Below are 25,513 nucleotides of genomic sequence, written 5' to 3' on the forward strand. Positions count from 1 at the left end.
GGGCACGCACCCATGCCGCCTCGGTGAGAAGAGAGACCACAGCCATGTTCCGTCAGATCGGTCCCCTTGAGATCAGCCTCATCCTGCTGGTCGTCGTGCTCCTCTTCGGCGCCAAGAAGCTCCCGGAGATGGCCCGCTCCCTCGGCAAGTCGGCCCGCATCCTGAAGAGCGAGGCCAAGGCCATGAAGTCGGAGGGCCAGGAGACGGCCGCCGCTCCCGCCGAGGCGCCGGCCGACCAGGCCGCCCCCGCCGCCCAGCGCACCATCAAGGCCGCCCCCGGCGACGTCACCGGCGGCCGCCCCGTGACCGAGGCGTCGGACTCCACCCAGCGCTGACCCGGGCCGCGCCGGCCGCTGATCCGTTCGCCCCGCAAGTTCGCCGCCCAGCGGCCTGCCCGCACGAGATGAGGACGTGGGTTGCCCAAGTCTGCCCGCATGAAGAAGGAGAAGGATCCCGAGGGGCGGATGCCTCTCGCAGATCACCTCCGGGAGCTGCGCAATCGCCTCGCGAAGGCGATGCTGGCGGTCGTCGTCGCCTCCGTGGTGGCCGCGTTCTTCAGCCAGCAGCTGATGGACCTCCTGTCGTCCCCCGTACCGAAGTGCCCCCCGGACTCCTCCGTGGCCGCCAACACGGGCGGCCGCTGCGTCGTCATCGCCTACCAGACCATGCTCTCCCCGTTCACCTCCACGGTGAAGGTGATCATGCTGGCCGGCCTCATCGCCTCCAGCCCGGTCTGGCTCTACCAGCTCTGGGCCTTCGTCGCGCCCGGCCTGCACAAGACCGAGAAGAAGTACACCTACTGGTTCGCCGCCGTCGCCGTCCCCCTCTTCGTGGCCGGCGCCTACACGGCGTACCTGATCATGCCGGTCAGCGTCCGGGTCCTCATCAGCATCACCCCCGAAGTCGCCTCCAACTTCCTCTCCCTCGACGACCTCCTGGACTTCACCACCAGGATGGTGCTCGTCTTCGGCCTCGCCTTCGAGCTCCCGCTGCTGCTGATCATGCTCAACCTCACCGGCGTGGTCACCGGCAAGCGCATGGCCGGCTGGTGGCGCGCCATGGTGATGGGCACCTTCGTCTTCGGCGCCGTCGCCACCCCCTCCACCGACCCGCTCGGCATGATCGCCCTCGCCGGACCGATCATCCTCCTGTACTTCCTCGCGGTCGGCTTCTCGCTCCTCAACGACAAGCGGCGGGCCCGCTCCGACCCCGACGCCCAGCTCTCCGACGACGAGGCATCGGTGCTCGACCACACCCCCGAGCCCGTCGGCGCCCTCGACCCCGTCCCCGCCGCCCGCGCCCTGCCCGAGCAGGCCACCGGCGAGACCGACGGAGCCCGCGCCCACCGCACGGGCGGCTACGACGACATCACCTGACCCCGCCGGCCGCCGCACCGGCGGTCACCGCGGCGGGCCGGTCTTGTAGGGTCCCCCCAGACTCCGTCCGGGGGGACCCCGCCATGTCCAGCGACATCACGCTCTTCGTCAATCCCACCGCCGGCCGCGGCCGCGGCGCCCACGCCGCCCAGCCCGCAGCGGACGCCCTGCGCGCCGCCGGCCACTCCGTCCGCACCGTCCTCGGCCTCGACGCCGCCGACGCCCTGCGCCGCGCCCGCGAGGCCGTCGAGGACGGCACCGGCGCCCTCGTCGCCGTCGGCGGCGACGGCATGGTCTCCCTCGCCCTCCAGGCCGTCGCCGGCACCACCACCCCGCTCGGCGTCGTCGCCGTCGGCACCGGCAACGACTTCGCCCGCTCCCTCAGCCTCCCGGTCCGCGCCCCGGCCGCCGCCGCCCGCCTCACCGCCGCCCTCCTGCGCGACGGCGCCGCCCGCACCGCCGACCTCGGACGCGTCGCCACCCCGGCCGGACCCCGCTGGTACGGCACCGTCCTCGCCTCCGGCTTCGACTCCCGCGTCAACGACCGCGGCAACCGGATGCGGCTCCCCGCCGGCCGCTTCAAGTACGACCTCGCGATCCTCGCCGAACTCGCCGCCTTCCGCGCCGTCCCCTACCGGCTCGTCCTCGACGGGCTGACCGTCGAGACCGAGGCCACCCTCGTCGCCGTCGGCAACGGCACCTCCTACGGCGGCGGCATGAGGATCTGCGCCGGCGCCCGCACCGACGACGGCCTCCTCGACGTCACCGTCGTCGGCGCCGTCGGCCGCGCCACCCTCCTCAAGGTCTTCCCCCGCGTCTACCGGGGCACCCACCTCGACCACCCCGCCGTCACCACGTACCGCGTCCGCTCGGTCACCCTCGACGCACCCGCCACCACCGGCTACGCGGACGGCGAACCGCTCGGACCGCTGCCGCTGACCGCCGAGTGCGTCCCCGGAGCCCTCACCGTCCTGGCTCCCGGCCCGGAACCATCCCCTTCGTAAAGATCGCGTCACTGTCGGAGGGGGCGGGTAGGCTCGAAGACAAGATGACAGAGGACCTCACCCCCGCCGAGGCGTACGCGGCCGCACGCGCGCGCAACGCCGATCAGGCCACCGCGCTGGCCCCCTTCCGAGAGATGTACGAGTTCGGTCTGGACCCCTTCCAGATCGAGGCGTGCCAGGCCCTCGAAGCGGGCAAGGGCGTGCTCGTCGCCGCCCCCACGGGCTCCGGCAAGACCATCGTCGGCGAGTTCGCCGTCCACCTCGCCCTCACCCAGGGCCGCAAGTGCTTCTACACGACGCCCATCAAGGCGCTGTCGAACCAGAAGTACGCCGACCTGGTCAAGCGGTACGGCCCCGACAAGGTCGGCCTGCTCACCGGTGACAACAGCGTCAACGGCGACGCGCCGATCGTCGTCATGACCACCGAGGTCCTCCGCAACATGCTCTACGCGGGATCGCAGGCCCTCTCCGGCCTCGGGTACGTGGTCATGGACGAGGTCCACTACCTCTCCGACCGCTTCCGCGGCGCCGTCTGGGAGGAAGTGATCATCCACCTCCCGGAGTCGGTCACCCTCGTCTCCCTCTCCGCCACCGTGTCCAACGCCGAGGAGTTCGGCGACTGGCTCGACACCGTCCGCGGCGACACCGAGGTCATCGTCTCCGAGAGCCGGCCCGTGCCCCTCTGGCAGCACGTCCTGGCCGGCCGCCGGATGTACGACCTCTTCGAGGAGGAGACCGACCACGGCGGCCGCGGCGCCTCCCGCCGCGAGGTCAACCCCGACCTCCTGCGCCTCGCCCGCACCGAGAACCAGCGGACGTACAACCCCCGCGACCGGCGCCGCGGCAAGATGGTCCGCGAGGCCGACCGCGAGCGCGAGCGCCGCCAGCGCTCCCGCATCTGGACCCCCGGCCGCCCCGAGGTCATCGAGCGGCTCGACAACGAGGGCCTCCTCCCCGCCATCACCTTCATCTTCAGCCGGGCCGGCTGCGAGGCCGCCGTCCAGCAGTGCCTCTACGCCGGCCTCCGGCTCAACGACGACGAGGGCCGCCGCCGCGTCCGCGAGATCGTCGAGGCCCGCACCGCCGCCATCCCCGACGAGGACCTCCACGTCCTCGGCTACTACGAGTGGCTGGAGGCGCTGGAGCGCGGCATCGCCGCCCACCACGCGGGCATGCTCCCCACCTTCAAGGAGGTCGTGGAGGAGCTCTTCGTCCGCGGCCTCGTCAAGGCCGTCTTCGCCACCGAGACGCTCGCCCTCGGCATCAACATGCCGGCCCGGTCGGTCGTCCTGGAGAAGCTCGTCAAGTGGAACGGCGAGCAGCACGCCGACATCACCCCCGGCGAGTACACCCAGCTCACCGGCCGCGCCGGCCGCCGCGGCATCGACGTCGAGGGCCACGCCGTCGTCCTCTGGCAGCGCGGCCTCGACCCGGACCACCTCGCCGGCCTCGCCGGCACCCGCACCTACCCGCTGCGCTCCAGCTTCCGCCCCTCGTACAACATGGCGGTCAACCTGGTCGAGCAGTTCGGCCGGCACCGCTCCCGCGAGCTCCTGGAGACCTCCTTCGCGCAGTTCCAGGCGGACCGCTCCGTCGTGGGCATCTCCCGCCAGGTCCAGCGGAACGAGGAGGGGCTGGAGGGCTACCGCGAGGGCATGACCTGCCACCTCGGAGACTTCGAGGAGTACGCGCTGCTCCGCCGCGACCTCAAGGACCGCGAGACGGAACTGGCCAAGCAGGGCGCCGCCCAGCGGCGCGCCCAGGCCGCGGCCTCCCTGGAGAAGCTGAAGCCCGGCGACGTCATCCACGTGCCCACCGGCAAGTTCGCCGGCCTCGCGCTCGTCCTCGACCCCGGCATCCCCGCCGGCCGCACCAACGGCCACCGGGGCTTCGAGCACCACGACGGGCCCCGGCCCCTCGTCCTCACCGCCGAGCGGCAGGTCAAGCGGCTCGCCTCCATCGACTTCCCCGTCCCGGTGGAGGCCCTGGAGCGCATGCGGATCCCCAAGACCTTCAACCCGCGCTCCCCGCAGTCCCGTCGCGACCTCGCCTCCGCGCTGCGCTCCAAGGCCGGGCACATCAATCCCGAGCGGCAGCGCAAGCAGCGCTCCGGCGCCGCCGACGACCGCGAGATCGCCCGTCTGCGCACGGCCATCCGCGCCCACCCCTGCCACGGCTGCGACGAGCGCGAGGACCACGCCCGCTGGGCCGAGCGCTACCACCGCCTCCAGCGCGACACCAAGCAGCTGGAGCGGCGCATCGAGGGCCGGACGAACACCATCGCCCGCACCTTCGACCGGATCGTCGCGCTCCTCACCGAACTCGACTACCTCCGCGGCGACGACGTCACCGACAACGGCAAGCGGCTCGCCCGGCTCTACGGCGAGCTCGACCTCCTCGCCAGCGAATGCCTCCGCGAAGGCGTCTGGGAGGGGCTCGCCCCCGCCGAACTCGCCGCCTGCGTCTCCGCCCTCGTCTACGAGGCGCGGCAGGCCGACGACGCCGTGGCGCCGAAGGTGCCCGGCGGCCAGGCCAAGGCGGCGCTCGCCGAGATGGTCCGCATCTGGGGCAGGCTCGACGCCCTGGAGGAGGATTTCAAGATCAACCAGGCGGAGGGCGTCGGCCAGCGCGAGCCCGACCTCGGCTTCGCCTGGGCCGCCTACCAGTGGGCCTCGGACAAGGGCCTCGACGAGGTGCTGCGCGAGGCCGAGATGCCCGCCGGCGACTTCGTCCGCTGGTGCAAGCAGGTCATCGACGTCCTCGGACAGATCGCCGCCGCCGCGCCGAGGGAGGACAGCACGGTCGCGAAGAACGCGCGCAAGGCCGTGGACGCGCTCCTGCGGGGCGTGGTGGCGTACAGCTCGGTGGGCTGACGCCCAGTCAAGTCTGTGTGATGAGGCCCGTGGTGGGGTACACCACGGGCCTTTTCGCTCGAAGGGGGCACCCGGTGCGCCGCATCCGGCCGGTTGTCCACAGGCCGTCGTCCACAGGGGTGGCGCGGTGCCGGAGCCTTCCGCTTGCATGGACTCGCACACAGGGAGAGCGAGTCGGGGGAGGGGACGTACGTGACCACGCACGCGGACGCCGGGCCGGGGAGTGCCATCACCATCACCGAGGGGCCGCGCGGAGTACCGCTCCTCGGCAACCTCCCGGCCTTCGGGAAGGACCCCCTCGCCTTCTTCGAGCGGCTGCGGGAGCGGGGTGACGTCGTCCGCTGGCGCTTCGGCCCCAGCCCCGCCCTCTTCATCGCGCACCCGGAGCACATCGGAGAGCTGCTCACCGAGGTCGAGAACACCTTCGACCAGCCCGACCTGGGCATCGCCATCCGCACCCTGCTGGGCAACGGAGTGGTCGTCGCCAAGGGCCGGGACTGGCGCCGCAAGCGCTCCCTGGTCCAGCCGTCGGTCCGTCCCAAGCAGGTCCGTTCCTACGCGGCCACCATGGCCGAGTGCGCCGTCGCCCTGGCCGACAGCTGGGCCGACGGCCGGCGGATCGACATCAAGAAGGAGATGGCGGCCCTCACCCAGCTCATCGCCGTCCGCACCATCTTCGGAGCGGACACCGCCGCCGACGCCGAGTCGATCGGCCGGGCGATGGACGTCGCCCAGCGGGAGATCGGCGCGGAGCTCAGCGGCATCGGAGCCCTCCTGCCCGACTGGGTCCCGACCCCCGGACGGGCGCGCGTGAGGCGGGCCACCGCGGTCATCGACGCCGAGGTCGCCCGCGTCGTCTCCCGCCACCGGGACGGCGGCGAGGACCGCCCCGACCTCCTCAGCCGGCTCCTCACCGCCCGGGACGAGACCGGCGCCCACCTCTCCGACCGCGAGATCCGGGACGAGACGGTCACCCTCTACATCGGCGGCCACGAGACCACCAGCTCCACCCTCGTCTGGGCCTGGTACCTCCTCTCCCGCAACGAGGAGGTCCGCCGGACGCTGGCCGAGGAGCTCGACCGGGTCCTCGCCGACCACGAGCCCGGCTACGACGACTACGCCTCGCTCGCCTACACCCAGGCCGTCGTCAAGGAGACCCTCCGCCTCTACCCGACGATCTGGCTCCTCACCGGCATCGCCAAGGAAGGCGCCACCCTGGGCGGCACCCCCGTCCCGCCCGGCACCCGTGTCTGGTCCAGCCAGTGGGCCACCCATCGCGACCCCCGCTGGTACGGGGACGCCGACGCCTTCCGCCCGGAGCGCTGGCTCGCCGACGACGGGGCCGCGCCGGCCGAGAAGATCCCCGAGTACGCCTGGTACCCCTTCGGCGGCGGCCCCCGCGTCTGCCTCGGCACCCGCTTCGCCCTCGTCGAGGCGGTCCTCGTCCTCGCCGTCCTCGCCCGCCGCTACGACCTGGACGTGGAACCCGAGGAGATACGCCCCGTCCCGAGCCTCACCCTCCAGCCGGACCGCGAGGTGACGGCGCGGGTGCGGGCGCGCTCGGGACGGGAGCGGTAGCGAGGGCCCGGTCAGGCGGCCGGTGTCCTGGCGGCCGAGAGGCGCCGGCCGCCGGACAGCGCCAGGCCGGCGGCGATCGTGGTGGCCGTGGTGATGGCGGCTGCCGCGGTCAGGGTGGTGGGGTCGGGGTGGAGGAGGGGCTGGCCTCGGAGGGCCTGCCAGATGAGGAGGGCGAAGGTGGCGGCGTAGGCGGCCGCGGCGGTGAGGGTGAGGCGGAGGCGGACCCGGGGGTCGGCGAGGCGGGGGAAGCGGGGGGCCAGGGCGGTCAGGGCGAGGAGGAGCAGGGGGAGCAGCTGGAGGGCGTGCATGCCGAAGAAGTGGGCGATGCGCAGGTCGCCGCCGGTGGAGGCCCAGCCGGTGACGGGGAGGGAGGGGCCGCCGTCCGGGACGCCGACGCTGTGGGCGCCGACGATCGGCGGGTCGGTGGCGGCGAGTTGGCCGGGTGCGGGCCGGACCATCAGGAAGCCGACGGCGGCGCCCGCGAGGGCGATGAGGGAGGAGAGGCGGACCGCCCAGGCGGTGGCGCGGTCGAGGAAGCGGGCGCGCAGCAGGAGGACGGCGATGGAGAGGGCGCCCAGCCAGAGGACGACCACCGTGAGGCCCATGGCCTGGAAGACGGCGGCGTCGAAGGGGGTCTCCTGGTTGAAGTGGCTCTGCCTGCCGCGGATGACCTGGAGGGTGATCAGCGCCATCTCCAGGGTGCTGGCGGCCGTGACGACGGTGCCGGCCCACCAGCCGAGCCGCCGGCCGCGCGGGAGGAGGCTCAGCATCCAGGCGAGTGACAGTCCGTAGGCGACGAACGAGACCGCGAACTTGAAGGGCTTGGACCAGATCGGGGCGCCGAGGAGGGTCCGGTCGTCGAAGAGGATCCCGCCCGCGCTGATCACCGCGAAGACGGCCATCGCCGCGGCGAACCAGAGGAGGGGCCGGTGGAGGCGGCCGCTCGGGGGCGGAGAGGTGGAGGTGGAGTCGGGCGTGGGTGTGCGCGTGGACATACGGATCCCCCCGTAGTCAGTATGGATAGTGGCGCTTACCGCTATCTGATAGTGCCACTATCTATGATGGAGGGGAGTCCGGCAAGGCCGGGAGTGCCAGGGAAAGGTGAACGCGCGGTGCGCATCGGTGAGTTGAGCCGCAGGACCGGGGTCTCCGTGCCCACGATCAAGTTCTACGTGCGGGAGGGTCTGCTCCCGGCCGGCCGGCTGACGAGCCCGAACCAGGCCGCGTACGAGGAGACGCACGTGCGGCGGCTGCGCCTGATCCGCGCCCTGATGGACGTCGGCGGGCTGTCCGTGGCGGCCGTGCGCGAGGTGATCGCCGCCGTCGAGGACCCCGGGAAGCCGATCCACGGCCTGTTGGGCGAGGCGGCCGTGCGCATGGTGCCCCGCTACGGCGGCGAACCCGCGGGGGGCGACGAGGAGGGCGGGGAGGACGGCGGGCTGGCCGGGGCGCGGGAGCGGGTCGACGCGCTGATCCGGGAGCGGGAGTGGCACTGCTTCCCGGGGAGTCCGGCGGCCGAGGCGCTGGCCGTCGCGCTCGCCGCGCTCGGGTCCGTCGGCCACGAGCGGTTCGCCGAGGTCCTCGGCGACTACGCGGACGCGGCGGAAAGGGTCGCCCGGGCCGATCTGGAGTACGTCGCCCGCCACGTGGCCCGCGAGGAACTCGTGGAGAGCGTCGCCGTCGGCACGGTCCTCGGCGACGCGCTCTTCGCCGCGCTCCGCCGCCTCGCCCAGATCGACGCCTCGGAGCGCCTCTTCGGTGGCAAGGAGAAGGAGAAGGAGTAGGAGTAGGGGAGGAACGGGGAGAGGGCGGGGTGGAGGGGGCGGTCGGCCCCTCCACCCCGCCCTCCGGGGCGACTTCGGTCAGGCGGCCCGCGGGGGCTCCTGCTCCCGCTCCACCTGCTCGTTCCACTCGCGCTTGATCGCGCGCCACGCCTCGTCCGTCTTGCCCAGGCGCCAGTAGCCCGAGATGGACAGGCGCTCGCGCTCCACCCCGCGCTCCACGCGCAGGTGGCGGCGGAGCTCCTTCACGAAGCCCGCCTCGCCGTGGACGAAGGCGTGCACGTCGCCCGCCGGGAAGTCCAGCGCGCGCACGGCCTCGACCAGCGCCTCGCCCGCCGGGCGGCCGGCGCGGTGCAGCCAGGTCACCTCGATGCCCGCCTCTGTCGCGAACTTCTGCTCGTCGGCCGCGTCCTCGACCTCGACGAAGGCGTGCACGAGCGCCCCCGCGGGCAGTCGCTCCAGGGCCACCCCGATCGCCGGCAGCGCGCTCTCGTCGCCGACGAGGAGGTGCCAGTCCGCCGCCGGGTCCGGGGCGTAGCCGCCGCCGGGGCCGAGGAACCGCACCGTCTCGCCGACCTGGGCGCGGGCCGCCCAGGGGCCGGCGAGGCCCTCGTCGCCGTGGACCACGAAGTCCAGGGTCAGCTCGTGGTGGACCGGGTCCCAGGCGCGCACCGTGTACGTGCGGGTGGTCGGCCACTGCTCGCGCGGGTGCTCGGCCCGGATCCGCTCCATGTCGAAGGGCTCCGCGTACGTCACGCCCTCGGGGGCGAAGAGCAGCTTCACGTAGTGGTCGGTGAACGCGCCGGCGTCGAAGCCCTCCAGCCCCGGGCCGCCGAGGACGACCCGCACCATGTGCGGGGTGATCCGCTCGGTGCGCACCACGAGCGCTTCGGTGGCCCTGGGGGCCTTGCGGGCCGGCTGCTCTGCCACGGCGGATCTCCTGACTGCCTGGGGGTGATGCGGTGGGGCGTCCCGAGGCCCCGGCGGGCCCGCAACCGGGCACGCCTGAGACTTAGGCATACCTAAGTTAGCATCCCCGGGGGGATCGCGTCAGGCGGCGCCGCCGGCCGGTCACGCCCCGGCGCGCCCTTCCGTGAGCACCGGCAGTAGACGGCCCACCGCCCCGCCGAGGCCCCAGCGGGCCGCCAGCGCGTCCAGCGCCGCCGGGTCGCGGGGGGCCGCCGGGAGCGCCGGGTCGAAGTCGGGGAGCGGCACGTCCCGCGCGACCCGGACCACCGTCGGCGCCACGTCCAGGTAGTCCGCCGCCTCCACGATCCCGCGCCGCTTGGCCGGGGTGAGCCGGGAGGCGGCGTCCCCGGCGGCTGCCCGGACGCCGGCCAGGTCGCCGTACTCGGTGATCAGCTGCGCGGCGGTCTTCTCGCCGATGCCCTTCACGCCGGGCAGGCCGTCGCTGGCGTCGCCGCGCAGGGCGGCGAAGTCGGCGTACTGGCCGGGGCGCACCCCGTACTTCGTGCGGATCAGCTCGTCGTCCACCAGGTCGCAGTCGCCGACGCCCTTGCGCGGGTACAGCACCCGGACCGCCCGCTCGTCGTCGACCAGCTGGAAGAGGTCCCGGTCGCCGGTGACGATGTCCACCGGGCCCTTCGCCCGCTCCGTCAGCGTGCCGATCACGTCGTCCGCCTCGTACCCGGCCGCCCCGATCCGGGCGATGCCGAGCGCCGCGAGGACCTCCTCGATCACCGGCACCTGCGGGGAGAGCGTGTCCGGGACCTCCTCCTCGTCCGGTCCGGTCTCCGTCTCGACGGCCACCCGGTGCGCCTTGTACGAGGGGATCAGGTCCACCCGCCACTGCGGTCGCCAGTCGGCGTCCCAGCAGGCCACGAGGTCGTCCGGCCGGTGGTCGTGGACCAGTCGGCCGATGAAGTCGAGCAGCCCGCGCACGGCGTTCACCGGCGTCCCGTCCGGGGCCCGGACCGAGTCCGGCACGCCGAAGTACGCGCGGAAGTAGAGGCTGGCGGTGTCCAGGAGCATCAGGCGTCGCGTCACCCCCCGATCATGCCGCACCCCACCGACAGCGCCCGCCCCGACGTCCCCGGAGCTCCGCCCACAGCCCCCGCCCCCGCGCCCCAGAGACCCGTCCGCGGCCCCACCCGCAGCGCCCGCCTCAACACCCCCGCAGTCCCATCCGCAGCGCCCGCCTCAACACCCCCGGAGCCCCGCCCGCAGCCCCCGGCCCGACGCGCCCGGCCCGGCGTCCCCGGAACCCCGCCCACAGCGCCCGCCCTGACGTCCCGGAACCCCGCCCGCGGCCCCGCCCCGACGTCCCCGGAGCCCCGCCCCCAGCGCCCGGCTCGACGCGCCCGCCCCGCCGCCGGACCCCCGCCCGCAGCCCCCGCCCCAGCCCCTCGCCCAGCGCCCCGGAAACCCGCTCGTGATGTTCCGTCCGTGACCCCCGTCACCTTCGCGTTTGCCCTCGGGGGGTCGGGGCAGGCGCGAGCCCGGAGCGGACCCGGTAAGGGGCCCCGAGCAGTGGGCCCCGTACGCGACGGGTGTCGCGGGCAGATCCCGCCCCGCTCCGACGGCCCGGCCGCGGGGGTGGCGGGCCGTTTTCCCTGCTACCCGTGAGGTGAAGTGTGTCCAGGCTCCAGGCCGACCACCTGTTCAAGGTGTTCGGCAGACGCCCCGCCGACGAGACCGCGGCCGTCCGCGCCCTCGTGAACGGCGCCGAACGCGACGACCTGCGCGAGGACGGCGTCACCGCCGCCGTCGTCGACGCCTCGTTCGTGGTCGAACCGGGCCAGATCTTCGTGGTCATGGGCCTCTCGGGATCCGGCAAGTCCACCCTGCTGCGCATGCTGAACGGCCTGCTCGAACCGACCGCTGGCCGCGTCCTCTACGACGGCGACGACCTCACCGCGCTCTCCCCCCGCGCGCTGCGGGAGGTCCGCTCCCGCCGGATCAGCATGGTCTTCCAGCACTTCGCGCTCTTCCCGCACCGCACCGTCCTGGAGAACGCCGGCTACGGCCTGGCGGTCCAGGGCGTCCCGCGCGCCGAGCGCGAGAAGCGCGCCGCCGAGGCGCTGGAGCTGTGCGGCCTGGCCGGCTGGGAGCAGTCCTGGCCGGACGAGCTCTCCGGCGGCATGCAGCAGCGCGTGGGGCTGGCCCGGGCGCTCGCCACCGACGCCGACCTGCTGCTCATGGACGAGTCCTTCAGCGCCCTCGACCCGCTGATCCGCCGTGACATGCAGGACCAGCTCCTGGTGCTCCAGAAGAAGCTGAAGAAGACCATCGTCTTCATCACCCACGACCTCAACGAGGCCATGCGCATCGGCGACCGCGTCGCCGTCATGCGCGGCGGCCGGATCGTGCAGCTCGGCTCCGCCGAGGACATCCTCGTCCGGCCCGCCGACGACTACGTGGCCTCCTTCATCCAGGACGTCGACCGCTCCCGCGTGCTCACCGCCTCCGCCGTGATGACCGCGTCCGACGGCCCCGCCGACCCGGACGCCCCGGTCGCGGGCCCCGACACGCTCCTCGCCGACCTGTGCGCCCTCGCCGCCGCGGGCCCGCACCCCGTGACCGTCCGCGACTCCGGCGGCTCGACGCTCGGAGTCGTACGAAAAGAAAGGCTGCTCGCCGTGATGGGCGGACTCGCGGCCGAGGAGGTGACCGCGCGTGCCTGAGCTTCCCCTCGGTTCCTGGGTCGACGGCTCCGTCGACTGGCTCCAGTCCCGCTTCTCCTGGCTGTTCGACGCCGTCAGCACCGGCATCACCGGCCTCTACGACGGCATCGACGCCGTCCTGTCGGCGCCGCAGCCGCTGCTCTTCGCCGGCATCCTCGCCGTGATCGCCTGGTGGCTGCGCGGGCTCGCCGCCGGCGCGCTCTCCTTCGCGGGCCTCGCGCTCGTCGACTCCGTCCAGTTGTGGGACGAGGCGATGGCGACGCTCTCGCTCGTCCTCGTCGCCACCCTCGTCACCCTGGTGATCGCCGTCCCGCTCGGCATCTGGGCGGCCCGGTCGAAGACGGTCAGCGCCGTGCTGCGGCCGGTCCTCGACTTCATGCAGACCATGCCGGCCATGGTCTACCTCATCCCCGGCATCATCTTCTTCGGCGTCGGCGTCGTCCCCGGCATCATCGCCACCATCGTCTTCGCGCTGCCGCCCGGCGTGCGCATGACGGAGCTGGGCATCCGTCAGGTTGACGCCGAACTGGTCGAGGCCGCCGAGGCCTTCGGCACCACCCCGCGCGACACCCTGCTGCGCGTGCAGCTGCCGCTCGCCGTGCCGACGATCATGGCCGGCGTCAACCAGGTCATCATGCTCGGCCTCTCCATGGTCGTCATCGCCGGCATGGTCGGCGGCGGCGGACTCGGCGGCGCCGTGTACAAGGCCATCGGCAACGTCGACATCGGCCTCGGCTTCGAGGCGGGCGTCTCCATCGTCGTCCTCGCCATGTACCTCGACCGGATGACCGGCGCGCTCGGCCGGCAGGTCTCCCCGCTCGGCCGCCGCGCCCTCGCGAAGGCCCGCGCCGCCACCGCCCGCCGCCGCACCGCGCAGCTGTGGGCGCACCGCCCCCAGCCCGTCACCGCGCTCGTCGGCATCGTCGTCCTCGCGCTCGTCGCGGGCGGCTCCGGTTTCCTCGGCGGCTCCGGCGCCACCTCGACGACCGCCGCCGGCGCGGGCGCCGGACACGGCAAGAAGCTCAGCATCGGCTACATCCCCTGGGACGAGGGCATCGCCTCCACCTACCTGTGGAAGGAGCTCCTGGAGCGCCGCGGCTACGAGGTGGAGACCAAGCAGCTGGAGGCCGGCGCGCTCTACACCGGCCTGGCCGGCGGGCAGCTCGACTTCCAGACCGACGCCTGGCTGCCCGTCACCCACGCCCAGTACCTGGAGAAGTACGGGAACAAGCTGGAGGACCTCGGTTCCTGGTACGGCCCGACCTCCCTGGAGCTTTCCGTCCCCTCGTACGTGAAGGACGTGAAGTCCCTCGCCGACCTCAAGGGCAAGGGCGACCGCTTCAAGGGCCGGATCGTGGGCATCGAGCCCAGCGCCGGGATGATGGGCATCCTCAAGGACAAGGTGCTCAAGGAGTACGGCCTGGAGGGCGAGTACGAGGTCGTCGACGGCTCCACGCCCGGCATGCTCGCCGAGCTGAAGCGCGCGTACGACCGCCGGGAGCCGGTCGTCGTCACCCTCTGGTCGCCGCACTGGGCCTACTCCGCCCACGACCTGACGAAGCTCGCCGACCCGAAGGGCGTGTGGGGCGAGGGCGACGGCGTCCACACCCTCGCCCGCAAGGGCTTCGGCGAGGACAACCCCGAGGTCAGCACCTGGCTGAAGGACTTCGAGCTCACCGAGAAGCAGCTCACGGGCCTGGAGGCGCAGATCCAGGAGACCGGCAAGGGCAAGGAGCAGCAGGCCGTCCGGACCTGGCTCGACGCCCAGCCCGGCCTCGCGGAGCGGCTCGCCCCGCAGTAGGGCCGGACCTCACCCGCCGGAGAGGGGCGGTCGCCGAACGTGCTCGGCGACCGCCCCTCTCGGCGTTCCGTTCCCGCCCCCTTTCCGCCACGGCGCGAAACCCCGGCCCAAAGCTGCGTAAGGTGCAGGTAACCGGCCGGTACGCGACGAGGCAGCCAGCAGAGGGAGGGAGCCGCCATGGACGAGAAGGAAGCACCCCGCGTGGGCGCGGCCGTCAAGAGGCGCCGCCGGGCCCTCCAGCTCACCCTCGCCGTCGTCGCCTCCCGCAGCGGCCTGTCGGTGCCCTTCCTCAGCCAGATCGAGAACGAGCGCGCCCGCCCCAGCCGCCGCTCCCTCGAACTGGTCGCCGAGGCCCTCCAGACCAGCGCCGCCGAACTCCTCGCCGCGGCCGAGGCCGCCCGCACCGTCGACGTGGTCCGCGCCGACGAGGGCACCGCCGCGCTGCCCGACGGGGCGCGGCGCCTGGTCCGCGCCCGGCACCAGCTGCACGCCCTGGAGTTCACCGGCGAGCAGGACGCGGGCCGCGAGTTCCAGCACCGCAACGACGAGCTGCTGTACGTGGCCGACGGCGCCGTCGAGGTCGAGGCCGAGGGCCGCGCCCACCGGCTCGGCCGGGGCGACACCCTGTACCTCTCCGGCGGCGTCCGGCACCGCTGGCGCGCCACCGAACCCGGCACCCGCCTCCTGGTCGTCGCGGTCGCCGACCACGTCGAGGTGGAGGAGGAGTGACGCAGGTCAGGGGCCGGGCCCCGCGCGTGGTCTCCCTGGTGCCCTCGCTCACCGAGGCCGTCGCCGTCACCGCCCCCGGGCTGCTCGTCGGCGCCACCGACTGGTGCGCCCACCCCGCCGGCCTCGGCGTCGCCCGGATCGGCGGCACCAAGAACCCCGACGTGCCCGCCGTCCTCGCGCTGCGCCCCGACCTCGTCCTCGCCAACGAGGAGGAGAACCGCGCCCCCGACCTGGCCGCCCTGCGCGCGGGCGGAGCCGAGGTCCTCGTCACCGAGATCCGCACCCTCGACCAGGGGCTCGGGGCCCTCGGTGACGTCCTCGCCGCCTGCGGCGCGCCCCGCCGCCCGCGCTGGCTGGCGGAGGCGGAGGAGGCGTGGGACGCGGTCGAACCCTTGGGGGACGGAGTCACCGCCGTCGTGCCGGTCTGGCGGCGGCCCTGGATGGTGCTCGGCCGGGACACCTTCGCCGGCGACCTGCTCGCCCGCCTCGGCGTCCGCAACCTGTACGCGGACCACGAGGAGCGCTATCCGAAGGTGCCGCTCGCCGAGCTGACCGCGGCCGGTCCGCGTCTGGTGGTCCTCCCGGACGAGCCGTACCGCTTCACGGCGGACGACGGCCCCGAGGCGTTCCCCGGGGCCGCGGCCGCGCTCGTCGACGGGCGGATGCTCACCTGGTACGGGCCGTCGCTGGCGCGGGCACCGCGGGTGCTGGGGCGGGCGCTGCGAGCAGCGCTCCGCTGACCAGACCGCGCACGGTGTGGGCCCCGGCCACCAGCCAGGCCGCGGCGAGGAGGACGTACAGGGCGACCGCCAGCCAGCGGAAGGCGTCGAGTCCGGTGTGCCGGGCGAGCCCCTCGGCGCCGGTGACGCAGGTGCCGACGGGGAAGGTGAAGGCCCACCAGGTCATCGCGAAGCCCATGCCCGCGCGCCGGGCCCGCACCACCATCGCCCCGGCCAGCGCCAGCCACAGCAGCGCGAAGCCCGTGACGGGCACGCCGTACAGGACGGCGAAGGCGGCGAAGCCGTGCGCGTACGGGTCGGGCAGCACGCCGGCGGCGGAGTCGGCGAAGACGTTGGCCGCGGTGGTCGACTGGCCGAGCGGACCCAGGACGAGGAAGAGCGTCGGGGTCAGCGCGAGCGGCAGCGGGCCGGTGACGACCAGCCGGCCGAAGACCAGCGGCAGCATCACCAGGGTGGCCAGCAGGCTGATCCCGAACATCGCGTAGCAGGCGAGGAGGAGGGTCTGCCGGGCCTGCCCCTCGGGCAGGTGGGGGAGGAGCAGGGGGCCGAGCGCGGCGGAGACCATGGGCGCGACGACGGGCAGCAGCCAGACCGGGGAGGCGTGCTCGATGCGGTGCCGGACCACCATCAGGTAGGGCACGGCGACGGCCGCCACGAGACCCACGGCGGTGCCCGCGGTGAACAGGACGGTGTCGAGGGCGACGGCCGCCGGAAGGCCGATCCAGTCCCGGCCGAGCGTCAGCGTGCCGCCGCCGACGGCGAGCAGCGCCATCGACAGGCAGCCGTAGAAGGGTGCCATCGCGGGGTCGAGGAGATGGGCGCGGGCCTGGTCGCGGTGGCGGCTCCAGTGCGCGGCCCGGGCCGCGAGCAGGGTCAGCAGCATCGCGAGCGACAGCGCCCAGACGGCGGTGCAGAGGGTACGGAGGCCGGGCACGGCGACGGGCAGCGCGGCGCCCGCGGTGCCGACGACGGAGGTGCCCATCACGGAGGCGTACCAGTTCGGTCCGAGGTGACGGACCGAACGGGAGACGCGGACGCCGGGCGCGGTGGCGCCGAGGAGGGGGCCGGAGGGTGCGAGGCTTGCCATGGCTCCACCGTCGTCCCTGGTCACGGCCCCCACCAGGGATCATGTGGCTATGACGTCATAAGCTGGCCTTATGAGCAGGGAGCGGGACGACAGCGCGGGACCGGCGGATCGGGGCACCGGGGCGGGTGGGACCGCAGGGGTCTCCGGGGTCTCCGGGCCAGCCGAGGCCGCCGGGGTCTCCGGGGTCTCCGGGGTCTCCGGGGCCTCCGGGGCCTCCGGGAGGCGGACGGCCGCGCGGGCGATCGCGGCGGCCGGGGGCGGTGGCGGGGGTGGGGCCGGTGGCGGCGCGGGTGCGGGCTCCGGTCGCGGTACGGCTTCCGCTTCCGGTACGGCCTCCGGTCCCGTGACCGCGCACCTCTCGCACCGCGTGCCCGACCTCGGGGCCCTCGAACTGCTCCTCGCCGTCGCCCGGCACGGCAGCCTCGGCGCCGCCGCCCGCGAGGTGGGCATCACCCAGCCCGCGGCCAGCAGCCGGATCCGCTCCATGGAGCGGCAGCTCGGGGTGGCGCTCGTCGACCGCTCCCCGCGCGGCTCCCGGCTCACCGACGCGGGCGCGCTGGTCACCGACTGGGCGCGGCGGATCGTGGAGTCGGCGGAGGCGTTCGACGCGGGGGTGCAGGCGCTGCGCGGGCGGCGGGACTCGCGGCTGCGGGTGGTCGCGTCCATGACGATCGCCGAGTACCTGCTGCCGGGCTGGCTGATCGCGCTGCGCGCGGAGCGGCCGGACACCGCCGTGTCGCTCCAGGCGGGGAACTCGGCGGTGGTCGCGGAACGGCTGCTCGCGGGGGAGGCGGACCTCGGCTTCGTCGAGGGGCTGGCCGTGCCGGACGGGCTCGACGGCACGGTCGTCGCCCACGACCGGCTGGCCGTGGTCGTGGCGCCCTCGCACCCGTGGGCCCGCCGCCGGAAGCCGATCGACCCGGCCGAGCTGGCCGGGACCCCGCTGGTGCTGCGGGAGCACGGCTCGGGCACCCGGCAGGTCCTCGACGCGGCCCTCGCCGGGCACGGCGGCCTCGCCCGGCCGCTGCTCGAACTGGCCTCCACCACCGCGGTGAAGGCGGCGGCGGTCAGCGGCGCGGGCCCGGCGGTCCTCAGCGAACTGGCGATCGCCGAGGAGCTGTCCTCCCGCCGCCTGGTCGCCGTCCCGGTCGCCGGCGCGCACCTCAGCCGCGACCTCCGCGCCGTCTGGCCCACCGGCCACCGCCCCACCGGCCCGGCCCGCGACCTCCTCTCCCTGACCCGGGCCCACCCGGGCGGCTGAGGGGCCGGCGGCCCGCCGCGCGGCGAAGGGGCCTACAGCCCGGCCGCCCGGTGGGTGATCCGTCCGTCCACCGCCGTCAGCAGCACCGGGACGTCCGGGAGTTCGGCGGCCGGGGTGGTGAGGGGGTCGGCGGCCAGGACCGTCAGGTCGGCGCGGTGGCCGAGGGCGAGGCGGCCGGAGCTCCGCTCCTCGCCCGCCGCGTGGGCCGCGGCCGTCGTGAGGCCGCGCAGCGCCTCCAGCGCGGTCAGCGCCTGCTCGGGGCCGTGCGGCGGCTGGCACAGGTCGCGGGACGGGCGGCGGTGCACGGCGCCGGCCAGCACGCCCAGCGGCGGGAAGGGGGCGATCGGCCAGTCCGAGCCGAGCACCACGGTGGCCCCGGAGTCCAGCAGGTCCCGGCAGCGCCAGGCGCGCCCGGCGCGCTCCTCGCCGAGCCGGCGGGACCAGTTGTCGGTGTGGTCGGCGCGGGTGAAGTCGCAGCAGTGGGTGGGCTGCATGGAGGCGACCACGCCCAGCTCGGCGAAGCGGCGCAGGGTGTCGTCCGGCACGGTCTCGATGTGCTCGACCCGGTGGCGCACCGCCCGGCCGCCGGTGGCCCGCGCCTTCTCGACCGCGTCGAGGACGTGCCGGACGGCCGCGTCGCCGATGGCGTGGGTCGCCGTCGGCACCCCGGCGCGGTGCAGCGCGCCGACGATCTCCGTGTACGCCTCCGGCTCCGGCCAGAAGGCGTGGGTGGACTCGCCGTGGCAGTCGGGCCGCTCCAGCCACGCCGTGCCGTTGTCGATCGTGCCGTCCATGAAGAGCTTCACTCCGGCGACCTGCCACAGGGCGCCGCCCCGCTCCTGGAGCGCGATCAGCTCGCGGACGCCGTCCGCGTCCGTGCCGGGCTGGCACCAGGGGGCCACGCGCAGCCGCAGCGGCAGCCGGCCGGCGGCGTCCAGTTCGGCGAAGAGGTCGAGGCTGTCGCCGTTGGCGTCCATGACGTGTCCGCCGGTCAGCCCGGCCGCCGCCATGGCGTCGAGCGCGGACGCCAGCCGCTCCAGGCGTTCCGCGCGGGTGGGCCGCGGGGCGACCCGCTCGACCAGCTCGCAGGCGGCGTCCTCCTGGAGCAGCCCGGTGGGACGCCCGTCGGCGTCGCAGACGATCTCGGCGGAGGCCTGGGCGAAGGCGCGCGGGCCGTCGATCCCGGCGAGTTCGAGGGCGCGGCGGGAGGCGAGCGCGGAGTGCGCGTCGAAGAGCAGCAGGAAGGCGGGCACCCCGTCGAGGACGGCGTCGAAGGGCGCGACGCCGACGGGTTCGTCGCCGAAGACGTTCGGGTCGAGCCCCCAGGCGAAGAGCCACTCGCCCCGCCCGAGCCCGCGCGCCTCGCGCGCCAGGGCCTCCCGTACGTCCCCGAGGTCCTCGCAGCGGGAGAGGTCGAGGCCGCCGGTCAGCTCGGCCCCGGTCACGGGGTGCACGTGCCCGTCGACGAGGCCGGGCGTGACGACGGCCCCCTTGAGGTCGACGACGGTCGTCGCGGCCCCGGCGAGCGCCCGCACCTCGCGGTCGTCGCCGAGCGCGGTGATCCGCCCCTCCCCGTCCACGGCGAGCGCGCTCGCCGCGAGGAAGGCCCCGGTGGCGGGGTCGAGCAGACGTGCGGAGTGGAGGACGAGTCGGCTGGACACGGTGGAACTCCTTGCGGTGGTGGGACGAGAAGGGGTGTGCGCGGTACGCGACGTGGCCGGTGGCCGGTGGCCGGTGGCCGGTGGCCGGTGGTCGGTGGCCTCGGCGGTCCGGCGCCGCGCCGTCCGGCCGGGTGGCCGGGAGGCCTGGTGGCCGGGAGACCGGGCGATCCGGTGCCTCGGTGTTCCGGCACTCCGGTGGCCCGACGGGCTGGTGCTCCGGTGGCCCGGCAGGCCGGTGGCCCGAGAGGCCGGTGGTTCGGTGGCCCGGTGTGCCGGCACTCCGGTGACCCGGTGCTTTGGTAGCCCGGCAAGCCGGTGGCCGGTGACCGGTGCTCTGGTGGCCCGGCAAGCCGGTGCCCGGCAGCCCACTGCTCCGGCGGCCCCGTGCACTGGTGACCCGGCGCCGCGCCGTTCGGCCAGGAGGGGGCCCGCCCGGCCGGCACCGGGCGGGCTCGGCCCGGGGCGGCCCGGTGAGCCGCCGGGCCGTCGCCGGATGGCCGCTGTCGGGCCCGCAGCGCTCCCGGGGACCCGGAGCGCTGCCGGCCGTCGGCGCCGCCGGTCGACCGGCGCCGGCGGCCATCGGCCCTCGGCCGCGGGCGGCGGCCGTCAGGCGTCGGCGACCGTCGTGGCGGCTGCCGACGCCGCCACGCTCGCGGCCTCCGCCTCCGCCTCCGCCTCCGCCGCCTCCGCCTGTGCCGCCTGCGCCGCCGCCTCAGCCGCCGCGCGCGGCACCGCCGCCTCCGCCGCCTCCGTGGGGGAGAAGTCGAGCGGCAGGGTGCCGGTGGCGCCGGGGGCGTCGAGGGTGCCGTGCGGGAGGTCGAGGGCGCGTTCCGCCGTGCTGAGGGCCAGCCGGGTCACCGCCGGGGGGCGGTCGGTGCGGTCCGAGTTGGCGTGGGCGCCGAGGCCGTCGAGGACCACGAGGATCTGGATGGCCGCCGACCGCGCGTCCTCCGTGCGGAACTCGCCCCGGGCGACGCCGTCGAGGATCAGGGTCTCCAGCCGCTCGTCGGAGGCCAGCTCCATCCGCGTGACCACGTCCCGCAGGACGGGCCGGTAGCGGCTCAGGTGGCGGGCGTTGATCCAGAGGCGGCTGATGTCGTCGTAGGCGTCGCCGGACGACAGCGCGAAGTACCGGGCCAGGTACTGCGCCGGGGTGCCGTCCGGGCGCTCCCGGGGCAGCAGCGCGTCCAGCTCGCCGAGGGCGGCGGCCGAGAAGGCCTCGGCCACCAGGTCCTCGGCCGAGGGGAAGTAGTGGCTGATCAGACCGGGCCTGACCGCCAGTTCCTCGGCGACCCGCCGCAGGGTGACGCACTCCAGTCCCTCGGTGAGGGCGGTCCGCGCGGCGGTCGCGACGATCTCCGCCCGCCGGGCCTCGGGTGATTTCCGGATGCGCTTGCGCTGAACGCTTGACGACATACCGGCGATGCTATTGAGTGTGCGACCAATAAGCAACCAGGTGGGCAATCACGCACCGGAGGGCCGCATGGCTTCCACGATCCCCGACCCGCGCCCCGGGACAGAGCGCGAGGGGACACCCCTGCCGGCCGGTGACCGGCCGGGCCGCGTCGAGGCCCACGGCATCGACCACATCCCGGACTCCGAGCGCCACGGCCACCCCCGTGAGCTCTTCTCCGTCTGGGCGGCGGCGAACGTCAACTACCTCAGCCTCGTCATCGGCGGCGCGCTGGTCCTCATGGGGCTCACCCTGGGGCAGGCGATCGGCGTGATCGTGGCCGGCAACCTCCTCTGGGTGCTCACCGGCGTGCTCGCCACCTCGGGCCCCGCCGCGGGCGCGCCCAGCGAGGTCGTCACCCGCGCCCTCTACGGCGTCCTCGGCAACCGCGTGAACAACGCGGTCGGCGGCTGGCTGGTCTCCGTCTGCTACTTCGCCCTCAACCTGGCCGCCGCCGCGACCGCCGCCTTCGCCCTCGTGGAGAGGGCCGGAATACCGGCGAACGCCGCGGTCAAGGCCGCGGTCGTGGTGGTCATCGCCGCCCTCACGCTGACGATCAGCGTCTACGGGCACGCGCTGATCATCAAGCTCTACCTGCCGATCACCCTGGCCCTCGGCGCCGCCTTCGCCGTCGTCGCCGTCGCCGTCCTGCGCCACGCCGACCTCGCGTACGCCCCCGCCGAGCCGCTCTCCGGCCCCTCCCTGTGGGCGGTGCTGATCGCGGGCACCACGATGATCGCCTCGGGCCCGCTCTCGTACACGACGAGCGCCGACTTCTCCCGCTACCTGCCCCGCGACAGCTCCCCGCGCGCGATCGTCCTGTGGACCGCGCTCGGCGCGTTCGCGCCGAGCGTCGTGGTCTGTTCGCTCGGCGCCCTCGCCGCCACCGCCGTCGACATGACGGACCCGCAGACGGCGCTCCAGGCGATCCTGCCGGGCTGGTTCGTGCCGGTGTTCCTGCTGGCCCTGGTCCTCGGCACCATCGCCATCAACGCCCTCACCGCGTACAGCGCGGGACTCGCCCTCCAGGCCGTGGGCCTGCGGATCCGGCGCACCGTCAGCGTCCTCTTCGACGGGGCCGTCGCCGTCGCCCTCACCCTCTACGCGCTGCTGGTCTCCAACTTCCTGGACACCGTCAGCAACGCCCTCCAGGTGGTCACGGTCCTCACCGGCCCGATGATGTGCGTCTACGCCACCGACATCGTGTTGCGCCGCAACCGCTACGACGCCGCGGCCCTCGCCGACGAGACCCCCGGCAGCCCGTTCTGGTACACCGGCGGCGTCAACCCGGCGGGCGCCGCGGCCCTGTTCGGCGGGCTCGCCGCCGGCGCCCTGTGCGTCGACAGCGTCTACACCGGGCCGGTCGCCGCCGCCCTCGGCATGGACCTCTCGCTGCCCGTCGGCATGGCCGTCGCCACCGTCCTCTACGTGGTCCTCGGCCGCCGCGCGGTCGCCGCCACCCTGCCCGCCGCCTGACCCCGGCCCCCGAACCGCGGGGCGGCCGGACCGCCCACCCCGGCCGCCCCGCGCCCCCGTCTCACCGCCGTGCGCCCGCCCCGGCCGCCCGGACGAGCCCCCGGACGACCCGGAGGTCCTCGCCCATCTCCGGGTGCCACTGGACCCCGAGGACCCAGGCGGGCGCCGCCAGTTCCACCGCCTCCACCGTGCCGTCCTCCGCGTGGGCCGAGGCCGCCAGTCCCGCGCCGAGGCGGTCCACGGCCTGGTGGTGGTAGGTCGGCACCCCGGTCTGCTCGGGGACCAGGGAGGCGTAGAGCGTCCCCGGCACCGGCTTCACCGGATGCCGGCCCATCACCCCCTCCGCCTCCACGTGCCCGTCCAGGTGCTGGACGAGCGTCCCGCCCAGGGCCACGTTGAGCAGTTGCATCCCCCGGCAGACGCCGAGCAGCGGGGTGCCGGAGGCGAGCGCCGCGTCGATCAGCGCCAGCTCCCAGGCGTCCCGCTCCCGCGCCGGCGGACCGGTCCGCGGGTCGGGCTCGGCGCCGTACCGCGCGGGCTCCACGTCCGCCCCGCCCGCCACGACCAGGCCGTCGAGCCGGGCCACCACGGCCGCCGCCTCGGCCGGCCCGTCCGGCGGCAACATCGCGACCAGACCGCCGCCCTCCCGTACGTACCGCGGGTAATGGGCGGGCAGCAGCGCCGCGGGCATGTCCCACACCCTCCAGCGGGCCCGGTCGAGATAGGTCGTCACGCCGATGAGCGGCTTGGTCACGGGCTGCCTCCTGGGGCTCGCGGGACGTGCGCCGACTCTAGGGCCCCGCACACGCCAATGGACCGGCGACATACCTTTCACGCCAGGAAGCCGCGCAGCAGTGCCGCCGTCCCCGCGCAGTGCTCCCGCGCCACCTCGCGGGCCGCGTCCGCGTCGCCGTCCAGGACCGCCTCCACCAGCGCGGTGTGCTGGTGCTGGGAGTGCTCCAGATTGCGCACGAGCAGCGGGATGCAGTCCAGCAGGTCGTTGACGGTCGCGCGGACCGCCGCGTACTGGGCGGCCAGGCTGGGCGAGCCGGAGAGCTCGGCCAGCGTGAGGTGGAGCAGCGTGTCCCGGCGCCGGTAGCCGGCCGGCGGCGCGTCACGGGTGGCCGCCAGCGCCGCCCGCAGCCGCTCCCCGCCCGCCGCGTCCAGGCCGTGCGCCGCGCACAGCCCGGCCGCCCCCACCTCCAGGACCTCCCGGAAGCGCAGCGCGTCCTCCATGTCGACGGCGGCGGTCCGGCGGCGCAGCTCCGCCCCGTCGGGGTCCTGGGGGCGGGGCAGCACGAAGGTCCCGCCGTACCGGCCGCGCCGGCTCTCCACCAGTCCCTGCTCCTGGAGCACCTTGAGGACCTCGCGGAGCGTCACCCGGCTGATCCCCATCCGCTCGGCCAGTTCCCGCTCGGAGGGCAGCCGCTCGCCGTCGGGGACCAGGCCCAGGCGGACCACCTGGAGGATCTGCTCCAGGGCCTCCTCGAAGCCGTTGCCGGCCCGGACCGGGCGCAGCACCGGCGTCAACCGGTCGGCGGGACCGGCCGGTTCACTCGTACGGATCACTTCTCGTCACCCCTGCCCCTGACGCTTCCCAAGCAATGGTCTCGCCCCATACCTTATGACTCCCGGCAGCCGAACGAGGAGAGTCGTCCCGTGGCAGACCGCACACCCCCGCTGACCGTCGAGGAGCTGCGCTCCCTCGTGGCGGACGGCGAGATCGACACCGTCGTCCTGGCCTTCCCGGACATGCAGGGCCGGCTCCAGGGGAAGCGCTTCGCCGCCCCCTTCTTCCTGGACGAGGTCCTCGCCCACGGCACCGAGGGCTGCAACTACCTCCTCGCCGTCGACACCGAGATGAACACCGTCGACGGCTACGCCATGTCCTCCTGGGACCGCGGCTACGGCGACTTCGCCATGCGCCCCGACCTCGCCACCCTGCGCCGCGTCCCCTGGAACGAGGCCACCGCCCTGGTCACCGCCGACCTGACCTGGGCCGACGGCTCGCCCGTCGTCGCCGCCCCGCGCCAGATCCTCCGCCGCCAGCTGGACCGCCTCGCCGACCGGGGCATCACCGCGCACGTCGGCACCGAGCTGGAGTTCATCGTCTTCAAGGACACCTACGAGCAGGCCTGGGACGCCGGCTACCGGGACCTCGCCCCGGCCAACCAGTACAACGTCGACTACTCGATCCTCGGCGGCGGCCGCGTCGAACCCCTGCTGCGCCGCATCCGCAACGAGATGGCCGCCGCCGGCCTCACCGTCGAGTCCGCCAAGGGCGAGTGCAACCCCGGCCAGCACGAGATCGCCTTCCGCTACGACGAGGCCCTCGTCACCTGCGACCAGCACGCCGTCTACAAGACGGGAGCCAAGGAGATCGCCGCCCAGGAGGGCGTCTCGCTCACCTTCATGGCCAAGTACAACGAGCGCGAGGGCAACTCCTGCCACATCCACCTCTCCCTCCAGGACGCGGCGGGCACCAACGTGATGGCCGGGGACGGCCCCCACGGGATGTCGGAGGTCATGAGGCGCTTCCTCGCCGGGCAGCTGGCCGCCCTGCGGGACTTCTCCCTCCTCTACGCCCCCAACATCAACTCCTACAAGCGCTTCCAGCCCGGCTCCTTCGCCCCCACCGCCGTCGCCTGGGGCCCCGACAACCGCACCTGCGCGCTGCGGACCGTCGGGCACGGGCGCTCCACCCGCTTCGAGAACCGGCTGCCCGGCGGCGACGTCAACCCCTACCTCGCCGTCGCCGCGATGATCGCCGCCGGCCTCCACGGCATCGAGCGGGGCCTCGAACTCCCCCCGCCCTGCACCGGGAACGCCTACGCCGCCGACCACGCCCACGTCCCCACCACCCTGCGCGAGGCCGCCGAGCTCTGGGAGACCAGCGAGATCGCCAAGGAGGCCTTCGGCGCCGAGGTCGTCGCCCACTACCGCAACATGGCCGGCGTCGAACTCGCCGCCTTCGACGCGGCGGTCACGGACTGGGAACTGCGCCGCTCCTTCGAACGCCACTGAGCGCCCGGAGCGCCTTGGAACGCCC

The 25,513-nt window shown here is 74.6% G+C and carries 21 protein-coding genes; 13 read left to right on the forward strand and 8 right to left on the reverse strand.

Annotated elements, in window-relative coordinates; all coding sequences use genetic code 11:
* Positions 1–44: 44 nt before the first annotated feature.
* From tatA to ACF1ED_RS17730, 5 genes are all read left to right on the forward strand, one after another.
* Positions 45–335: a Sec-independent protein translocase subunit TatA gene (gene tatA, locus ACF1ED_RS17710; protein WP_391761392.1), complete on the forward strand. Its 291-nt coding sequence runs from the start codon at positions 45–47 to the stop codon at positions 333–335.
* A gap of 129 nt (positions 336–464) precedes the next feature.
* Entirely contained in the window at positions 465–1,376 is a 912-nt protein-coding gene (gene tatC, locus ACF1ED_RS17715) for a twin-arginine translocase subunit TatC (RefSeq protein WP_391761885.1), read from the forward strand.
* An 83-nt stretch (positions 1,377–1,459) separates the two neighbouring features.
* The gene (locus ACF1ED_RS17720; RefSeq protein ID WP_391761394.1) at positions 1,460–2,380 is read left to right on the forward strand and encodes a diacylglycerol kinase; all 921 of its coding nucleotides are present in this window, start codon (positions 1,460–1,462) and stop codon (positions 2,378–2,380) included.
* A 44-nt stretch (positions 2,381–2,424) separates the two neighbouring features.
* On the forward strand, positions 2,425–5,253 hold the full coding sequence (locus ACF1ED_RS17725) for a DEAD/DEAH box helicase (protein ID WP_391761396.1): 2,829 nt from the start codon (positions 2,425–2,427) through the stop codon (positions 5,251–5,253).
* Between the two features lie 192 nt (positions 5,254–5,445).
* Positions 5,446–6,831, forward strand: a complete 1,386-nt coding sequence (locus ACF1ED_RS17730; RefSeq protein ID WP_391761398.1) for a cytochrome P450 — start codon at positions 5,446–5,448, stop codon at positions 6,829–6,831.
* A gap of 11 nt (positions 6,832–6,842) precedes the next feature.
* Here ACF1ED_RS17730 and ACF1ED_RS17735 read toward each other — a convergent pair whose 3' ends face one another.
* Positions 6,843–7,733, reverse strand: coding sequence for a hypothetical protein (locus ACF1ED_RS17735; protein ID WP_391761887.1), 891 nt, complete (start codon positions 7,731–7,733; stop codon positions 6,843–6,845).
* 210 nt (positions 7,734–7,943) lie between these two features.
* Between ACF1ED_RS17735 and ACF1ED_RS17740 the strand changes: the two genes are divergently transcribed.
* A complete protein-coding gene (locus tag ACF1ED_RS17740; RefSeq protein ID WP_391761400.1) occupies positions 7,944–8,615 on the forward strand; it encodes a MerR family transcriptional regulator in 672 nt (223 codons plus the stop codon).
* A 78-nt stretch (positions 8,616–8,693) separates the two neighbouring features.
* On the opposite strand, the gene ACF1ED_RS17745 is transcribed toward ACF1ED_RS17740, so the two are convergent.
* Complete coding sequence (locus ACF1ED_RS17745) at positions 8,694–9,542, reverse strand: siderophore-interacting protein (RefSeq protein ID WP_391761402.1); 849 nt, start codon at positions 9,540–9,542, stop codon at positions 8,694–8,696.
* A gap of 141 nt (positions 9,543–9,683) precedes the next feature.
* Positions 9,684–10,604: a 5'-3' exonuclease H3TH domain-containing protein gene (locus tag ACF1ED_RS17750; RefSeq protein ID WP_391761888.1), complete on the reverse strand. Its 921-nt coding sequence runs from the start codon at positions 10,602–10,604 to the stop codon at positions 9,684–9,686.
* 602 nt (positions 10,605–11,206) lie between these two features.
* Here ACF1ED_RS17750 and ACF1ED_RS17755 point away from each other — a divergent pair.
* The 4 genes from ACF1ED_RS17755 (at position 11,207) to ACF1ED_RS17770 (ending at position 15,526) form a co-directional block, all read left to right on the forward strand.
* The gene (locus ACF1ED_RS17755; RefSeq protein WP_391761404.1) at positions 11,207–12,256 is read left to right on the forward strand and encodes a glycine betaine/L-proline ABC transporter ATP-binding protein; all 1,050 of its coding nucleotides are present in this window, start codon (positions 11,207–11,209) and stop codon (positions 12,254–12,256) included.
* The gene (locus tag ACF1ED_RS17760; RefSeq protein WP_391761406.1) at positions 12,249–14,057 is read left to right on the forward strand and encodes an ABC transporter permease/substrate binding protein; all 1,809 of its coding nucleotides are present in this window, start codon (positions 12,249–12,251) and stop codon (positions 14,055–14,057) included. The genes ACF1ED_RS17755 and ACF1ED_RS17760 overlap by 8 nt, the downstream gene beginning before the upstream one ends.
* Before the next feature lie 177 nt (positions 14,058–14,234).
* Positions 14,235–14,786 (forward strand): helix-turn-helix domain-containing protein, encoded by a 552-nt coding sequence (locus tag ACF1ED_RS17765; protein ID WP_391761408.1) that lies wholly within the window; start codon positions 14,235–14,237, stop codon positions 14,784–14,786.
* Positions 14,783–15,526, forward strand: a complete 744-nt coding sequence (locus ACF1ED_RS17770) for a helical backbone metal receptor (protein ID WP_391761410.1) — start codon at positions 14,783–14,785, stop codon at positions 15,524–15,526. Before ACF1ED_RS17765 ends, ACF1ED_RS17770 begins: the two co-directional genes overlap by 4 nt.
* On the opposite strand, the gene ACF1ED_RS17775 is transcribed toward ACF1ED_RS17770, so the two are convergent.
* On the reverse strand, positions 15,453–16,613 hold the full coding sequence (locus ACF1ED_RS17775) for a TDT family transporter (RefSeq protein ID WP_391761412.1): 1,161 nt from the start codon (positions 16,611–16,613) through the stop codon (positions 15,453–15,455). The genes ACF1ED_RS17770 and ACF1ED_RS17775 overlap by 74 nt on opposite strands.
* A 343-nt stretch (positions 16,614–16,956) precedes the next feature.
* On the opposite strand from ACF1ED_RS17775, the gene ACF1ED_RS17780 reads away from it, so the two are divergent.
* Entirely contained in the window at positions 16,957–17,874 is a 918-nt protein-coding gene (locus ACF1ED_RS17780; protein WP_391761414.1) for a LysR family transcriptional regulator, read from the forward strand.
* Between the two features lie 32 nt (positions 17,875–17,906).
* Here ACF1ED_RS17780 and ACF1ED_RS17785 read toward each other — a convergent pair whose 3' ends face one another.
* Positions 17,907–19,535, reverse strand: coding sequence for an amidohydrolase (locus ACF1ED_RS17785; protein WP_391761416.1), 1,629 nt, complete (start codon positions 19,533–19,535; stop codon positions 17,907–17,909).
* A 606-nt stretch (positions 19,536–20,141) separates the two neighbouring features.
* On the reverse strand, positions 20,142–20,951 hold the full coding sequence (locus tag ACF1ED_RS17790; protein ID WP_391761418.1) for a TetR/AcrR family transcriptional regulator: 810 nt from the start codon (positions 20,949–20,951) through the stop codon (positions 20,142–20,144).
* Between the two features lie 67 nt (positions 20,952–21,018).
* Between ACF1ED_RS17790 and ACF1ED_RS17795 the strand changes: the two genes are divergently transcribed.
* Positions 21,019–22,464, forward strand: a complete 1,446-nt coding sequence (locus ACF1ED_RS17795) for a purine-cytosine permease family protein (RefSeq protein WP_391761420.1) — start codon at positions 21,019–21,021, stop codon at positions 22,462–22,464.
* Positions 22,465–22,525: 61 nt separating this feature from the next.
* Here ACF1ED_RS17795 and ACF1ED_RS17800 read toward each other — a convergent pair whose 3' ends face one another.
* The gene (locus ACF1ED_RS17800; RefSeq protein WP_391761422.1) at positions 22,526–23,218 is read right to left on the reverse strand and encodes a gamma-glutamyl-gamma-aminobutyrate hydrolase family protein; all 693 of its coding nucleotides are present in this window, start codon (positions 23,216–23,218) and stop codon (positions 22,526–22,528) included.
* Positions 23,219–23,295: 77 nt separating this feature from the next.
* Positions 23,296–24,030: a FadR/GntR family transcriptional regulator gene (locus ACF1ED_RS17805; protein WP_391761890.1), complete on the reverse strand. Its 735-nt coding sequence runs from the start codon at positions 24,028–24,030 to the stop codon at positions 23,296–23,298.
* 93 nt (positions 24,031–24,123) lie between these two features.
* On the opposite strand from ACF1ED_RS17805, the gene ACF1ED_RS17810 reads away from it, so the two are divergent.
* Complete coding sequence (locus ACF1ED_RS17810) at positions 24,124–25,488, forward strand: glutamine synthetase family protein (protein ID WP_391761424.1); 1,365 nt, start codon at positions 24,124–24,126, stop codon at positions 25,486–25,488.
* Positions 25,489–25,513 lie beyond the last annotated feature (25 nt).

The organism is Streptomyces sp. NPDC014656 (assembly GCF_043084305.1).
Classification (GTDB): domain Bacteria; phylum Actinomycetota; class Actinomycetes; order Streptomycetales; family Streptomycetaceae; genus Streptomyces.